Here is a 17,003-nt window from a genome sequence, read left to right as displayed (position 1 = left end):
TGCTCTACCGACTGAGCTATCTGGGCAATACTCGGTTTTAATAAAACCCTTAACAAGGATTTCAATGTAATTCCCACAACACTCTACCGACTGAGCTGTTTGTGCGTGCGGCGTATTAAACGAGTTTTGCCCTTACAAGTCAACTTTTTTTTTATTCTTTTATAACTGTTTGAACGGTTTTCAGACAACCCAGTACATTTTTTATTAATAACGTTCATTTTTACCACAAACCGGACTATAACTATAAATAAATATAACTAAATCAAACTAAAACCGTAGTAAGTTATTTTTTGTAAATGCTACTATTAGCCTAGATACTTACGATAGGGACTTATCGTAAGTAAAAACACATCAATTGGAAACAATCAATGCAGAGTAAATTCTCATCGCCAGTTAAAGGCTTACTGCCACTTTTTTTAATCATTAATATTGCTGTAACAGCGCTCGCTATTGTTGCCCACTCTTTCTATACACAAACTGAAGTTAATAAAGTTCAGCCTGAGCCCGCAATTAGTATTGCAACCCTTGCCAACAAATTAGACTTGCCAATGGTTGATGCGTTAACTATGTATGGGCAAGGTAAAGTAAAGCAGCTACTTGATTTAACATCGTTATTAGATGGTGACTTTGAATATACTTTATACCGTTTTAATGCGACATCTGATACCGAGTTAGTATATAGCAGTAGCAAGCCTGCTATCGCCTCAATTAAAACTGATACTCACCTAGTTGAGCAAGGTATTTTACATCACCTGCTATTGTTAAACGATCAGCCAATCGGCGAGCTTATTCTTAAAAAAAATCCTCCTATAGTCCCTTTGAGTACTAAAGACTCACAGGTAATTGCTTATATAATAGCTATAGCATGCGTGATTACATTGTTTATATTTACTTTGCTTTTTAACGTATACATTAACAATCGCTTACGTATAAGCACTGATTCACTGACGCAAGAGCTTCAAGAGATTACCGAAGGTGCTAATTACGACAGCAATGTTAATGAACAACTCGATATCGGTTTAGGTGAGGTAGCTAAGCATATCAATCTATTGCTGCAAAAAGTACAAAGCGCAATGATCAATAACAATGTTGCACAAAAAGAGCTTCAAAAATTACAAAATGGTTTAGAGACAGAAGTACAAAACCGCACTTTGGCACTTGAACAAGCGACTATAAAAGCTGAACGCGCGAGCGAAACCAAAACAACATTTTTAGCAACAATGAGCCATGAAATAAGAACACCAATGAACGGTGTTATAGGTACTATTGATTTACTGCGTCAAACCGAACTTGATGGCGCTCAGCATCGTTTAAGTACAATTATTCGTGAATCAGCCTTCTCCTTATTGAGTATTTTGGATGATATTTTAGATTTTTCTAAAATTGAGGCTGGAAAACTAAATATTGACCCTATTCCATTTTCAGTAACCGATACCATAGAAGAAGTTGCTCGTGTGCTCTCATCTGTTGCTAAAAAACGTGATCTTGATTTAGAGCTGGCAATAGCACCTGATATTCCTATAAACCTTACCGGTGATAGCGTACGTGTACGCCAGGTTCTTTATAACCTATGTAGCAACGCCATTAAATTCACTAGCACTGATGAAAAAACCCAAGGCCATGTAAAAATATCAGTCGAGGTGGTACATAATACAACTGATCACTTTACCTTACGCTTTTGTGTAACTGATAACGGTAAAGGCATGTCGCAGGCACAACTACGCGAAATATTTAATCCGTTTATTCAAGCCGAAAACTCGATTACCCGGGAATATGGAGGGACAGGTTTAGGTCTTTCTATTTGTAAAAGCTTAACTGAGCTTATGCTAGGTACCATCCATGTAACTAGCCATACAGGAATTGGTAGTGAGTTTACTGTGGAGCTGCCGTTTAGCACATCTGGTAAAATAAAATATGCTCACAAAGGCGCTTTAATTGGCAAGCAGATTGTTGTAGTTAGTAATCACCTAGAACGCGAAAAAACTATGTATCGTTATTTATCGTTTATGGGCGCTAAAATAATTTATGCACACACAGAAGAAGAAATTGAAGCACACCAGCATTCGCAAGATGTTATTTGGGTAGCTGATGGCATAGATAATATAGATACAACTAACGCACTGCTAAGACGCTTGTTTTACTCGTTAGAGGATTACAATCAGCAAGTTGTTGTACTTAGTAAGCTTGATGAAGCAGCTATAAATCATAATAATGTTTTTTACATTAATGCATCACCTCTTTGTAAGTCTAACTTTATGCTTTCTATTTTAGTGGCAGCAGGTTTACATACACCTAAACAAATTAAAAAACCAAAACACTTAACAACTATTTAAATGTTGAGCAAGCTCGTAAATCAAACAAATTGGTTTTACTTGTTGAAGATAATCTCCTAAACCAACAAGTATTAAGTGATCAACTGCATATATTAGGTTTTGGCGTTGAAATAGCGAACAATGGTGAAGAAGGCTTAGATATGTGGAGAAAAGGTGATTATTCACTTATTTTAACCGACCTACACATGCCTAAAATGTCGGGTTACGATATGGTCGAAAAAATCCGTAATGAAGCCGAGCTATTAGAATCAATTGACGCACAACCTTATATTATTGCTGTAACAGCAAACGCACTTAAAGGCGAAAAAGAGCGCTGTTTAGCCGTAGGTATAAACGACTTCATTACTAAGCCTATAGAGCTAAACGCGTTAGAAGACACGCTAAAACGCTGGAGCGATAAACAAAGTCAAAACCCGAATGTAGTGATCCATCAAACCATGGCGCTACCTATTGATATGGAAGCAGTTGCTAAATATGTAAATGGTGACGAAGCTAAACAGTTACGCTTTTTCAAAATGTATTTAGAACAAAGCCAAGGGTTAATTAAGGGGATTAATTCAGGCGTTATGGTTAACGATTTAGATGAAATTATTGAAGGGTGTCATCAATTAAAGTCGATCTCCAAAACAATTGGTGCCCAAACTGTGGCAGAACTTTCAAATGCATTTGAAGACAAATGTAAAGAAGGTGAACTCACAACTGATGAATTAATAGACTTAAGAGATAAGTTAGAAATTGAATACTCTAAGGCAGCTCAATTTTTAAAAGAACAAATTAAAATCTCTGAGCAAGAAGATGAATTAAGTGATTAAATAATCGCACATAAAAAAAAGGGCTATTTAGCCCTTTTTTATGTTTTAAAATATTATTTTTCAGGCGGTCGATAACCTTCAATTTCTACATCTTTGTTTTCAAACAAAAAGCCAACCATTTGCTGTTCTAAAAATGTGCGGTGCTCTGGATCCATCATATTTAAATGCTTTTCATTGATCAACATTGTTTGCTTATGCTGCCACTGACCCCACGCTTCTTTAGAGATGTTATTAAAAATCTTTTCACCAATTTCACCAGGGTATAACTGAAAGCCAAGCCCTTCGGCTTCTTTTTGTAACTTTTGACAAAATACTGTACGTGCCATGATTGATTCTCTCTAACGCTAAATATGGGGCTATTCTATACTATTGCTGTAATTTGTTTAACCAACTTTTTAGTTGGTGCTGCTAGGCCAACCTCTATTGATTGATCAAGCGGATACCACACTAGTTGTTTGTCATTTACTACATCAGGAATTTTCTTAACATTGAGCACATGCGGATTAATCCTCAGCTCAAAATGTGAAAACACATGAATAAACGCTTCAAGCTCTACTAAGTCGGCTTCTAATCCTTGCTGAGCTAAAAACATTTGAAGATCCTCGTACTCATTAAATTCAAAAAAGCCAAATAGTCCTCCCCAAATACCGCTGTTAGGGCGTTTTTCCATAAGCACTTTATCGCCGCACTGAACAATTAACTGATGGCAACTCTTCTTCGGCACTGCTTTTTTAGGTTTAGAATGTGGAAACTCTTTTACTTTACCAGCATTAAAGGCACCACAACCTGAATTTAATGGGCAAGCCTCGCAATCAAACCGACTACGTGAGCAAACACTCGCACCTAAATCCATCATAGCTTGATTAAATTCGGTAACATTATTTTTAGGTGTTAATTGCTCTGATAAATACCAAAGCTGGTTTTCGACTTTTTTAACGCCGTACCAACCTTCTATCATAAAGTAGCGCGCTAATACTCGCTTAACATTCCCATCTAAAATAGGATGGTGCTGTCCAAGGGACAATGATAAAACAGCCCCGGCAGTAGAGCGCCCTATTCCGGGTAAATCCATTACCTCATCAAGCGTTTGCGGAAATTCGCCTAAGTATCTGTCACGCACTATTTTAGCTGTTTTATGTAAGTTACGTGCCCGTGCGTAATACCCTAGACCAGTCCAGTGGTGAAGCACTAAATCTTCATCAGCATCGGCCAAAGCTATAATATTTGGAAAACTTTGCATAAATTTTTCAAAATAAGGAATAACAGTAGCAACTTGGGTTTGCTGTAGCATCACCTCAGACACCCATACTTTGTAAGGCGTTTTCCCTAACTGCCATGGAAGTGTTTTACGGCCATGAAGATGATACCAATCAACAACTTGATTAGAAAACCAACCAGATTGCTCTTTATTTAAATCCAACATATTACACTTTTTCTAATACTCAATGGCGAATCAGTCTATTGCAGTTAATAAAAAGATCAAGCTATAGCAGCTGTAAAACCAGCTATTACTTGTGATTGGCGCCTTGGTCAGGGATAATATGCAACCATTTTTAAACACATTTGTTTTTGTCAGGCCAATAATATGAGTGAATCAAGCAACACCAACCTTGAGCAAGCTAAGCAAGAAGGTAAATACATCCGCACCATTCGCAGTTTTGTAAAACGCGAAGGTCGATTAACCAAAGGCCAAGCCGCTGCAATCGAAAAATGCTGGCCAACAATGGGCTTAGAGCATAAAAACGGTATGCTTAATTTAAGCGAAGTTTTTGGCAACAATAATGATGTAGTACTCGAAATTGGTTTTGGTATGGGGAAATCGCTTGTCGAGATGGCAAAAAATGCTCCACATCTAAACTTTATTGGTGTTGAAGTTCATCGCCCTGGCGTAGGTGCATGCTTAATGGATGCAGATGAAGCAGGCATTACTAACTTACGCATTTTTGAACACGACGCAATAGAAGTGCTTGCCGACTGTATAGAAAAAGAAAGCCTCACAACTGTGCAGTTGTTTTTCCCGGACCCTTGGCATAAAAAGCGTCATCACAAACGCCGCATTGTACAAACAGAGTTTGCTGAAAAACTAAGAGCCCAACTAAAAATGGGGGGTGTTTTTCACATGGCAACAGATTGGGAAAACTACGCAGAACATATGCTTGAAGTTATGAACGTAGCGCCTGGTTTTAAAAATCAATCAGAAACAAACGATTATGTTCCACGTCCAGATTTACGCCCGCTTACTAAGTTTGAGCAGCGCGGACATCGCCTAGGTCATGGCGTATGGGATTTAATGTTTGAACGTACTGAGTAATTGGTAACTTTAAGCACTAACTTTTATTTTTAATAAATTAAACATACTGTAAGGCAAAGCCATTTATGAGCGTATTAACCAACCCAAGTTTACTGTTACTTCGTAATAGCGAGGCGCTAACGGGAAAATCTATCTTGGTGGTCAACTTTGTTCAAGATGGCTTTTTAACAGAGCTTAAAAAACTTAACCCGCAAAGCAAGGTAACTGCATTTAGTTACAATCATGCCAACGGGGAGTTTGCTAAAAACACCAAAAACGTTGATATTTGTGTAAACTACACTATACCTGGCAACGGCTACGATTTAGTTATTCTCTACTATCCAAAATCAAAACCAGAGTTATTAATGGCACTTGATAATATTCGCTCTGCTATTACTGATGATGCTGAACTATTGGTGGTGGGTGAAAATAAAAGTGGTGTTAAATCAATTGAAAAGCAATTAGCTGGTAAAGCTGAATTTAGTAACAAAATTGATTCAGCCAAGCACTGCGTTCTTTACTCATTTGCTGAAATCACTAAACATCCTCATTTTGATATTACGACCTACCATAAAAAGTTTGTTGTCAGTGTTGCCGACACTGAGTTTACAGCTATTAGTATTCCTGGGGTGTTTAATCACGGTAGTCTAGATATAGGAACAAAAGTTCTACTGGAAAACGCACCAACAGTTAAACAAGGTAAGGTTCTCGACTTTGGTTGTGGCGCAGGTTTAATAGCGACATTTTTAGGGCTTCATAACTCAGCCCTTGAGTTTGTGTGTAGTGATGTAAGTGCATTGGCAACTTATGCAACACAGCAAACTCTAAAGCTTAACAATATCAAAGGCGAAGCGATATTAAGTGACGGGCTTAAAAGCATTACCGGTAAGTTTGATTTAATTATTAGCAATCCACCTTTTCATACTGGTATTGCAACGGACTACACAGTAGCAGAAACATTTTTAGCGAATGCAAAACAACACTTAACTAAAACAGGAAAGCTAAATATTGTTGCTAACAGCTTTTTAAAGTACCCACCTATTTTAGAAACGCAATTTGAAAGCTATCAAACGGTATTTAAAAATAACAAGTTTGCCGTATATAGCAGCTAATATTATTTTTTAAAATGCTTGAGCGCAAACGCGCTCAAGTTAACCTTCGTATAAATCTAAGAATTAATTTAGCTTTTTTCCTTCATTTTTCCCCGTATTTGCTAAACTAAAATTCTAAATAATTAAAATTAACTCAGGCGATAATGAAATAATGCCTAAAAAAGTTCATCAAAGTAGTATTCGTAGAGCACTCATTAACTTAATTATGCTTATTACAGCTATTTGCTTATCGCTATCTATTTCTATCTCTACGTATTTAAGCGTAAAAGAGCAAAAGCAATTAATCATTAATAAACTCGTCATACTTTCTGAAATTGTAGCCTTTGATGCTGGTAAATCAGTAACTGAAGATGATAGAAAAACAGAAGAAAAACGCCTCAAATCATTTGAAAATATCCCTCTTGTAAAAAATATTCATATTTATTCGATCGAAAAATCATCACAAAAACCTATTTTTTTATTAGCTTTAACGCAAAAAAAACGCCGCCTGTACCGCTAAGAATAGACAGTGTAAATGAGCTAAAAACGCCAAGAATTACGAGCGACAATATTGAACTAACCCGTCCTATTTACGATAACGAACAGTTGGTAGGTTATGTATACATGCGAGGGAGCCTCGAAAGCTTAGAGTCTTATATTGAGAGAAAAATATTAATAGACATACTGTTAACTCTGTTAATTTTGGTAGTTGTTTACTTTATTGCTACAAAGGTTCAGCGACGTATAGCCAGGCCAATAGAGCAATTGAGCATGTTATTACAAGATGTATCTAAAAATCATAACTACGATGCACGCGCTCCAATAACTGATGTAAAAGAAATCACCACGCTGTCTAATAGTTTAAATATCATGCTTACACGTACTAAAAAGCAGCTTGAGCGCCATGAAAAAGACAAGCAAGAAATAAAAAAACTAAATCAAAGCCTTGAAGAAAAAGTAAACCAGCGAACAATCGCCCTCAGAGAGGCAAATCAAGAACTTTTATCGACTCTTGAGCGAATGCATCAGTACCAAACGCAAATTGTTGAAAACGAAAAAATGGCATCGCTTGGCCAAATGGTTGCAGGTGTTGCCCATGAAGTTAATACGCCAATAGGACTTGGTATTACAGGCTCTACACTATTGCGAGATAAACTAGCAGATATACAACAAAGCTTTGACGATAAAAAACTGACCTCAAGCCACTTAAAACGCTTTATCGATGAAGGTATTGAAAATTTAGATTTAATTTATCGTAATTTAAATCGGGCCGCCGACCTTATATCTAACTTTAAAAAAGTAGCGGTTATTCAAGACGATGGTATTAATACTTATATTAATATTCATAAACTAATAACCGATGTTTTAACATCGATTCAATCTGAATTGCTGCCTAAAAAACCAATTGTTACTATTAATTGCCCAACCGACTTAGTAATACAAAGTAAGTCAGAGCCTTTACAACAAGTGTTTCAGCATCTATTAATAAACTCTGTTATTCATGGTTTTGTAAACGATGATAATAATCAAATACGCTTTGATGTTGAATTAACAGGAAAAAAATTAACAATTGTTTATTCTGATAATGGCCAAGGAGTTGACAAAAATATTAAAAACCGAATATTTGACCCTTTTGTCACGTCTAAGCGCGGACAAGGCGCAAGCGGCTTAGGGATGCACTTAGTCTACAACTTAGTAACTCAGGCTCTTGGCGGTAGAGTCACGTTTGATTTAGAAGAAAAACAAGGCGCTCGATTTATAATTACTATTCCTTAAACAAAGATTATTATAAAGTGCATATATTTATAATTCATCCTTGAATTAGTATTTAATGACCTCATTTAAGAGTCATGTGATAAGCGCAACATGTTTAATTACATTAAATAAATATTACCAAGCGATTTATGAACTTTTTTGTCTTTGTTGTATCACATACATTGATGAAAGGTTAGAAAACGATATATTTTTGCTTTGAATTAGTCTGATTACTTTTAAGTACCTTGTTTTATTGACAGATGTATCAATTATTACAGGAAAATGGCTTCGACTTTATGATTCAAACGACTACATCCAAAAATATATAAATTAAACAGTAGTTTTTGTACAGCCTTTATTTAATGGACTCTGGACACCCTACTGTATTATTTTTATCCAATTTGTTTTTAATTGTTAACAAATGGGTATAATCCTATAATCTCTAGTAATCGGTTATATATTCATCACCGGTTTTCTTTTATAAATAAAATATTCCAAAAGGTTAATTAATAATGCAAACGCCAGTCATTCTAATCGTAGAAGATGAAGACGTAACTCGACTGAACCTAGTTAGTTTATTTGAAGCTGAAGGTTACAAAGTTATTGAAGCCATTGATGGCGATGATATGCATGACAAGCTTACAAATAACGACGACGTTAATCTTGTAGTTATGGATATCAACCTTCCTGGTAAAAACGGCCTTATTTTGGCTCGTGAATTACGTCAAAAGCGTAAAGTGGGTCTTATATTCCTAACAGGTCGTGACAATGATGTTGACCGTATATTAGGTCTTGAAATTGGCGCAGATGATTATGTTACCAAGCCATTTAATCCACGTGAATTAACTATTAGGGCGCGCAACCTAATTACTCGTACTGCTTTAGGCGGTGAAGAGTCAGCACTAGAAACAAATGGTGTTATTACGTTTAACGGTTGGGAACTTGATGAAAATAGCCGTTGCCTTACTTCTCCAAATGGCGACGCTAAACGTTTACCAAAAGGTGAATATAGAGCACTGCGTTTGATGCTTGATTCTCCAGGTCGCATTTTTAGCCGTGAGCAATTAATTAAACACATGACAGGCCGTGAACTTCGTGCAAATGACCGCACTGTTGACGTTACTATTCGTCGCATTCGTAAGCATTTTGAAAGTGATAACTCAACGTCAGAGTTAATAAGCACCATCCATGGTGAAGGTTACCGTTTCATTGGTAAAATTGACGCTTAATTAGAGCCAATTAGTTTTATTCTAATTGCTGTAAAAATAAATGAAGGGCTTTTTGTCCTTCATTTATTTTATCTGCTAGAACATCTAACCACTGCTTTAATACCTCATCTGATTCATCTATTGCACCATGCTCCATTATTTTGGCATGAAGCTGCACATCATTAAGACCAACCGACCCAGCTGCTCCTTTAAGTTTATGTGCCACTGATTCATATTCTTCTCTATCACCTGTATTCAATGAAGTCAGTAACTCTTTTTGGTACTGTGGGTTTAGCTTCTCGAATAACTGACTGCTGCGTCTAAACACAACCAAGCCCATCGAATTTACAAAATCTTCTATTGTTTCAATATCTAATAAGTGTGCATCAATGCCTTCTAGCGCTTCTTCACTAACTTTTAGCTGTGGCTCTGTGCATTCACTTTGCTTAATGCCAAATAAGTCAGCCAGCATTTTATCAAGCTTCACAGTGTTAATTGGTTTAGCAAGCGCCCCTTGTATTGATATACCTTCAAGCTCTTTTTCAGCACTGCGCACATTAGCAGTTAAAGCAACAATGGGTAGTTTATCAAAGTGGCTATCTGAGCGAATTTGCTTAGCAACTTCGTCACCATTTATATCTGGCAACTGCATATCAAGTAGCACGAGGTCTAGGTCGTCCTCTGTTTCGACAAACGAGAGTGCATCTTCACCCGTTTCAGCCCATAACACCTCATGCCCACGTTGCTCCAATAGGTTTGTAGCAATTTCGGCGTTAAGAGGAACATCTTCTACTAATAATATATATAAGCCACGGCCAACATAACTTTGCTCTGTTGGTGCAACACATAAACTAAGCGGTATTTGAACTGTAAAACAACTTCCTTTGCCTTCAGTGCTATTAACTGTAATTATTCCCTTCATTGCACTTACAAGCGCCTTAGTTACAGCTAAACCAATACCTGAGCCTATAGCGTTAGTTCCTTTTAAATCTGGGGCTTTATAATACATATCAAATATACGAGAAAGCTGCTCTGCTGGAATTCCCTGGCCTGTATCCGATATTTCAATAACTAACCATGGACCTTCCACTCGGTTTTCTCGACTACATTCGAGCGTTACTTTACCTTGCTGGGTAAACTTAACTGCGTTATTTATTAAGTTCCAAACGACTTGACGTAAACGCGTAGGATCGAGCAATGCGTAAATATCAAGCATGCCGTTGCGCTTAATATCAAATTCAAGCTCTTTTTGCTCCGTTATTAAACCAGCAAAGTTAACTACATCGTTTATAAAATCAGATACATTTATAGAATTAGTCGCTATATCGAGTTGATCTCTATCAATTTTATCTAAATCTATAATATCGTTGAAAATATTACCCAATGTCTCAGCACTCGAAAAAATAGTATTACTCCAACTTCGCTGCTGCTTATTAAGCTCTGTATCTAATAGCATACGCGTTAAACCAACAATGCCATTTAATGGCGTACGAAGCTCATGGCTTAGCGTGGCAATAAACTTTCCTTTATCTTTATAGGCCGTTTCTAAGTCTTGTGCTGCTTCTTTACGGCTAGTGATGTCACGCCCAAAACCAAGTAAACCAATGTAATCACCTTCATCATTAATAAACGGCAATTTACGCAGTTCAAACCAACGCTTTTCACCATCAACTTCATAACCTACGTCTATAGTTATTGGTTTATGGGTTTGTTCAACTTGTTTATCGGTAGTTAATACTTCAGATAAGAAATGGGTTGGAAATATTTGCTCTGCGCTTTTACCAATAAGTTCTGCACTGGTTTTACCCATAACTTCTTCAAACATTTTATTACAACCGGCAAAAATGCCATTGTTATCACGGTAATAAAACAAATCAGGGGAAGAGTCGACAATTGAGCGCAATAACATCCCCTGCTGGGCAAGTTCTTGTTGGGTTTTTTTCGTTCAGCAATTTCTCGGCGCAGCTCTTCAATGGCGCGATGCTTAGCATGAAATGCCATTTTACGTTCATCAATTTCAATATTTAAACGGTTAATATTGTCTTTTAAGGTTTGATTTAATAGTTTTTCTTGTTTTGTTGCGCTGTCTAGGTGAGCATATGAAGCATCTAACTGGCGGATTGAATTTAATAGTACGCTAATAATAAGCGGAGACACCACCGCAGCAAAAAACACAACAGCTAAAATATCAACTAAATGCAGCTCACCAATAGCCACATAGTAAAACATGCTCGATAAAATAAGAGATACAGTTAAAAATAAAGTGTAACAAATAGCTGCGGTTTTTAAATTCACCAAATCGCGTTATTAAGCTGGAAAGTACCCGAGCCCAAGGGCTCAAAGAATAATCGGTCATACGTAATTTTATCTCTTAGCTGTGTACTTAAATATAAAGAAGGCTATGCGTATGTTCAAACATACCATTTTTCCAGATTTTAGCATTTTTCTCCTACTACTACCCATGTTGTGCGATAAAAACAGAATTTATCATGTTTGATTTTGCTCATCTCTTAAACTCATCATTTCAGCAATAAATTATTTAGTGTAAAATCTCCTACTTTATTATCTCCAATAACGAGTAGCGCACATGCAAACCAATATGCCAGATATAGCAGACACTGCACCCGCTTTACAAACAGGTAAATTAGACTGGGTTGGCATGGGCGAAATAGAACTGCCATTTATTTTTGAATCCCGAGACTTATCTCCAGTTACAGTAAACGCCAAAGCTCGTGCATTTGTAAATTTACATAAAGAAGATGCGAAAGGCATTCATATGTCGCGTTTATTTTTAGCGCTCGATTTGCTTTCAACCGAGCAGCAAGTCAATCCGCAAACGATAGCGCAGGCACTCGATACATTTATAACTAGCCATGAAGGCCTGAGCGATAAAGCACAAATAGAGTTTAAATTTGAATTACCGCTACGCCGTAAGTCACTATTAAGTGGTAAAGCGGGCTGGAAAAGCTACCCAGTTGTACTTACCAGTACAATTGAAAACAATATTATTAGTTACGAATTAACTGTAAATGTCACTTACTCTTCAACATGCCCTTGTTCAGCGGCACTTGCGCGTCAGCTTATACAAAACGCGTTTAACGAAAAGTTTAACCAAGAAACCTTAAGCCAAAAAGATGTGCACGAATGGTTAGGCACTACACAAGGTATTGTAGCTACACCTCATTCTCAGCGCTCTATTGCAAATGTAAAAGTAAAGCTTGATAGCAACATTCAAGAATTTGACGTAGTTACGCTAATTAATACCCTTGAAAGCGAACTTAAAACACCAGTACAAGCAGCAGTAAAACGCGAGGATGAGCAAGAATTTGCCCGTTTGAATGGGCAGAACCTTATGTTTTGTGAAGATGCAGCGCGTAAAATTAAAGCCTTGCTAGAGGCAAACAATTACAGTGATTATTGGCTGCAAATAAACCATTATGAATCACTACATGCACACGATGCTGTAGCTATTGCAGTTAAAGGTATTGACGGCGGTTATGAAGCTTAATAGCTTTGCTATTAAGCTTTATTAACACATACGGTAATTAATCTTTAACAACTATTTTTTAGGCACGCTAATTGCTTTATTTGAGCAGTGTCAATTTGTTGTTATGGAGTTACCGTATGGAGTTCGCTTTATTATTAATTTTAGTGTTAGTTGTTGGGGCGTCTGTTGTTGCGTCAAAATTTAATGACGATGGCGGAAACCCGTATCCTTTTACCCGCAAACAAACTGTTTTTACGCAGGTTGAAGGCGCTTTTTTAAATCTTCTTGAACGTGCTGTAGGCGATCAGTATAAAGTTGTTAGCCGTGTTAAATTAATTGACGTTATTGATTGCAAACAAGGTCTTTCGGTTAAATCTAAACGTGCTGCTTTAGCTAAGGCTAAAAATAAACAGCTAGATTACGTTCTAATTGATAAAGAAAAACTGACTATTGTTGCTGCTGTTGATTTAGTTAATAATGCTAACAAAGATGGCCACAAAGCTCAGCGCGACTGGTTTGTAAATGGGGCATTGGAATCTGCGGGAATTCCGCATATTCGTATGAAGGTAAAATCGGGCTACCAACCTTCAGAAGTACGCAATGCAATTATGTTTAAAATAGGCAAGCCTTCATCCACGCAAACGCAGCGCCCTGTGCGTAATAGAACTCATAAGCCAGCGGTACTATCACCGTCACAAGCAAAAGCACAAACAACCGCTTTAGCTGAAATTTAAAAACCGAATTAAATACTCTCCTAAAAGTATTTGAAGCGAGCTTATAAACAAGCTCGCTTTTTTGTTTTTTGTGACTAACTTCACGTATAATAAAAAAATTCAAACTCAGGAATTAAACATTATGAATGTTGGTATTATTGGCGCAATGGAGCCAGAAGTTAAAATTTTACGTGAAGCGATGCAAAACCCAAAAATTTTAACCAAAGCTGGTTTCACTTTTTATACTGGCGAGCTCGCTGGTAACACAGTAACACTTGTTCAATCAGGTATTGGTAAAGTGGCATCAACTATTGCAACTACCTTACTTATTGATAACTTTAAACCTGATTGCGTAATTAACACAGGCTCTGCCGGTGGTTTTGATCCTTCGCTAAGTGTTGGCGATGTAGTAATATCCTCAGAAGTACGTCATCACGATGTAGACGTCACTGCATTTGGCTACGAAATTGGCCAAGTACCGCAAATGCCTGCAGGTTTTGCAGCTCACCCTAAATTAGTTGAAGCAGCACAACAAACAATTGCACAAATTAGTGAAGTAAAAACCTTGGTTGGCTTAATTTGTACTGGCGACACATTTATGTGTGACCCTATACGAATTGACAAAGCACGTAGTGATTTCCCTACAATGCTTGCCGTTGAGATGGAAGGCGCATCGATAGCACAAACCTGTTTTACACTTGACACACCATTTGTTGTAATTCGCTCAATGTCTGATATTGCAGGTAAAGAATCACCACAATCATTTGAAGAATACCTAGAAACAGCATCAATCAACTCGTCTAAAATGGTTGTCGCACTTTTAGAAAAACTAACAGCAGTGACGCTGTAAGTGCTTAGCAATATTGTTCAAAACCACTTGGACTTTATTGCCTTCATACTCGCGCTCCTTGCTGAGCGCTTTATTCCTCTTATTAGCTGGTATCATCCTAATACGGCGTTAAATGCTGTTTTTAGTGCTATTGGCAAGCGCATATACAAAAGTAAAGAACCTAAAAGCTATCAATATTTGGCAGCTATACTCGCAAGCACACTTATTTTAAGTGTCATTCTCATTATTGTAGTGTTACTACTCGAGTTTGCTTTTTACCCTGAATTACTAGCAGGTCTTATTTTATATTTATGCCTAGAAAGTAAGAGCATTGATAAAAAAGCGCTTCGCATTGCAAAGCTAACTAAACAAAATCAAAAATCCACCGCACGCGAATTACTAAAGCCACTGCTTGCCCGTGAAGTTAATAGACTTTCATCAGCTGGTATTATCAAAGCATTAATTGAAAGCTTAATACTGCGCACTGCTCGATACTATTTCGTAGTTATATTTATATTTTTAGCCTTTGGCCCTATTGCTGCCCTTGCCTACCGATTACTTACTTTAATACAACAAGCCTGGCGTAGTGATATATCCCCAAATAGCTACTTTTTAAAACCGCTTAAAACACTCTTGTTTATTATTGAGTATATTCCAATGCGCTTACTCGCTTTAACTATTGCAGCAAGTCGAGCGAGCAAACAAAGCATGCACTACATAAAACATTATGGCAGACATTTTTATCAAACAAATACAGGTTGGCTACTAAGTACATGCTCTGCATCACTTGGCGTGCAGCTGGGCGGGCCTGCAGTTTATTTAGGTACTCGCTTTAATAAAATGCGTATTGGTGCTGATAGACTACCTACACCCGAGGATGTACCTGTAATAATTTATAGGTTAAATCAGGCGCGTGTATTTTGGTTGCTAGTAATTGTAAGTATTGAAATATTAAAAGTGATTTAGTGGTTATCTCGTAACTAATTTTTCAGCCAAAATACGAGCACAAAAAAACCAGCCTAGGCTGGTTTTTGAGTTTTAAAACTGTATTTAAACTACAGTGATGTTTGCAAACTTACGCTTACCAACTTGATAAATAGCTGTTGTACCTTTTGCTACTTCAAGTTTGGTATCAGTGATTTTATCTTCACCGTTGAGTTTAACCGCACCTTGTTTAATCATACGCATTGCTTCTGATGTACTTACGACTAGGTTTGCTTCTTTAAGCAAGTTAGCAATTAAAATAGTATCTTCTGCGATAGTGATTGTCAGCTCAGGGATTTCATCCGGTAACGCTTTTTTCTGAAAACGTTGGATAAAATCATCATGCGCACTTTGTGCATCGGCTTCACTATGAAAACGAGCAATTAATTCTTTCGCTAGTTCTATTTTAATATCACGCGGGTTAGTACCTTGCTCAACACGTTCTTTTTGAGCCGCAATGTCCTCTATAGAAAGCGCGCTCAACAAGTCGTAGTAGCGCCACATTAACACGTCACTAATTGACATTATTTTGCCAAACATATCATTTGGTGCATCGGTAATACCAATGTAATTACCAAGTGACTTTGACATTTTTTGAACGCCGTCAGTGCCTTCTAGCAATGGCATCATTAATACAGTTTGCGGTTTTTGGCCTTCTACTTTTTGTAACTCACGACCCATGAGTAAATTAAAACGTTGATCAGTACCGCCAAGCTCTACGTCAGATTCGAGTGCAACCGAATCCCAGCCTTGAACCAGTGGATACAAAAATTCATGTATAGCAATTGGTTGACCGCTACCGTAGCGCTTTTTAAAGTCATCACGTTCTAGCATTCTAGCAACAGTTTGGTTTGCTGCTAGTTTAATCATACCTGCAGCGCCTAACTCTTCCATCCAAGTTGAATTAAATGCGACAGTTGTTTTAGCCGGATCTAGAATTTTGAATACTTGTTCTTTGTATGTTTCGGCATTAGCTAGTACGTCTTCGCGGGTAAGTGGTTTACGCGTTACGTTTTTACCTGTTGGATCACCAATCATGCCAGTAAAATCACCAATTAAAAAAATAACCTCATGACCTAAATCTTGAAAGGTTTTCATTTTATTAATGAGTACAGTGTGCCCTAAGTGTAAATCTGGCGCTGTTGGATCGAAACCCGCTTTGATTTTTAACTTTTTACCCGACTTTAGTTTTTCAACTAATTCGTCTTCAATTAATATTTCTTCTGCACCGCGTTTTATCTCTGCTAGAGCGGTTTGTAAATCCACTGTGTATTACTCCAAAATTCTGCCAACGAAGGGGGGCTATTAGTTATTTGCATAAACTCAATTTAATACAGGGTTAAACCAAACTTACATTTGCAACTAACATAACAAATTTCTACCTAATTAAAACAACTTTTTAAGTGATTAATGCAACTAAACAAAATACGTATAGTCAGAGTCAAGCAGGTAATTAAAAAGGGCATTCAAACGCTGATTTTAGCGTAATTCAGCGCCAGTT

General features: G+C 37.2%; 10 protein-coding genes and 3 pseudogenes. 9 read left to right on the top strand and 4 right to left on the bottom strand.

The window, feature by feature from the left end; all coding sequences use genetic code 11:
* The first annotated feature begins 368 nt into the window (after positions 1-368).
* Positions 369-3,145, top strand: a pseudogene (locus P20652_RS18940) (ATP-binding protein).
* 53 nt (positions 3,146-3,198) lie between these two features.
* Here P20652_RS18940 and P20652_RS02980 read toward each other — a convergent pair.
* Entirely contained in the window at positions 3,199-3,471 is a 273-nt protein-coding gene (locus P20652_RS02980; protein WP_008171655.1) for an oxidative damage protection protein, read from the bottom strand.
* A gap of 35 nt (positions 3,472-3,506) precedes the next feature.
* The gene (gene mutY / locus P20652_RS02985; protein WP_008171651.1) at positions 3,507-4,568 is read right to left on the bottom strand and encodes an A/G-specific adenine glycosylase; all 1,062 of its coding nucleotides are present in this window, start codon (positions 4,566-4,568) and stop codon (positions 3,507-3,509) included.
* Positions 4,569-4,730: 162 nt separating this feature from the next.
* Between mutY and trmB the strand changes: the two genes are divergently transcribed.
* The 4 genes and pseudogenes from trmB to arcA all read left to right on the top strand — a co-directional run bounded on the left by trmB (position 4,731) and on the right by arcA (position 9,510).
* Positions 4,731-5,456 carry a tRNA (guanosine(46)-N7)-methyltransferase TrmB gene (gene trmB, locus P20652_RS02990; protein WP_008171650.1) on the top strand — a complete coding sequence of 242 codons (726 nt, stop codon included), beginning with the start codon at positions 4,731-4,733 and terminating at the stop codon, positions 5,454-5,456.
* 65 nt (positions 5,457-5,521) lie between these two features.
* Positions 5,522-6,547 carry a methyltransferase gene (locus tag P20652_RS02995; RefSeq protein ID WP_008171648.1) on the top strand — a complete coding sequence of 342 codons (1,026 nt, stop codon included), beginning with the start codon at positions 5,522-5,524 and terminating at the stop codon, positions 6,545-6,547.
* A gap of 151 nt (positions 6,548-6,698) precedes the next feature.
* Positions 6,699-8,302 (top strand): annotated as a pseudogene (locus P20652_RS18935) (ATP-binding protein).
* A 491-nt stretch (positions 8,303-8,793) separates the two neighbouring features.
* Positions 8,794-9,510 carry a two-component system response regulator ArcA gene (gene arcA, locus P20652_RS03000; RefSeq protein WP_002962549.1) on the top strand — a complete coding sequence of 239 codons (717 nt, stop codon included), beginning with the start codon at positions 8,794-8,796 and terminating at the stop codon, positions 9,508-9,510.
* 16 nt (positions 9,511-9,526) lie between these two features.
* Here the strand turns inward: arcA and arcB are convergent.
* Positions 9,527-11,845 (bottom strand): annotated as a pseudogene (gene arcB / locus P20652_RS03005) (aerobic respiration two-component sensor histidine kinase ArcB).
* 231 nt (positions 11,846-12,076) lie between these two features.
* Between arcB and folE2 the strand changes: the two are divergent.
* The 4 genes from folE2 to P20652_RS03025 all read left to right on the top strand — a co-directional run bounded on the left by folE2 (position 12,077) and on the right by P20652_RS03025 (position 15,484).
* Positions 12,077-12,997 (top strand): GTP cyclohydrolase FolE2, encoded by a 921-nt coding sequence (folE2, locus tag P20652_RS03010; protein WP_008171640.1) that lies wholly within the window; start codon positions 12,077-12,079, stop codon positions 12,995-12,997.
* Between the two features lie 116 nt (positions 12,998-13,113).
* Positions 13,114-13,710, top strand: a complete 597-nt coding sequence (locus P20652_RS03015; RefSeq protein ID WP_008171638.1) for a DUF2726 domain-containing protein — start codon at positions 13,114-13,116, stop codon at positions 13,708-13,710.
* A 121-nt stretch (positions 13,711-13,831) separates the two neighbouring features.
* Positions 13,832-14,539, top strand: coding sequence for a 5'-methylthioadenosine/S-adenosylhomocysteine nucleosidase (gene mtnN / locus P20652_RS03020; RefSeq protein WP_008171636.1), 708 nt, complete (start codon positions 13,832-13,834; stop codon positions 14,537-14,539).
* Entirely contained in the window at positions 14,540-15,484 is a 945-nt protein-coding gene (locus tag P20652_RS03025) for a regulatory signaling modulator protein AmpE (protein WP_008171635.1), read from the top strand.
* Positions 15,485-15,568: 84 nt separating this feature from the next.
* On the opposite strand, the gene tyrS is transcribed toward P20652_RS03025, so the two are convergent.
* Positions 15,569-16,768: a tyrosine--tRNA ligase gene (gene tyrS, locus P20652_RS03030; protein ID WP_008171633.1), complete on the bottom strand. Its 1,200-nt coding sequence runs from the start codon at positions 16,766-16,768 to the stop codon at positions 15,569-15,571.
* Positions 16,769-17,003 lie beyond the last annotated feature (235 nt).

The organism is Pseudoalteromonas sp. BSi20652 (assembly GCF_000239855.1).
GTDB lineage: Bacteria > Pseudomonadota > Gammaproteobacteria > Enterobacterales > Alteromonadaceae > Pseudoalteromonas.
Note: the sequence above shows the minus strand (reverse complement) of the source record. Positions and strands in the feature narration are given on the sequence as shown.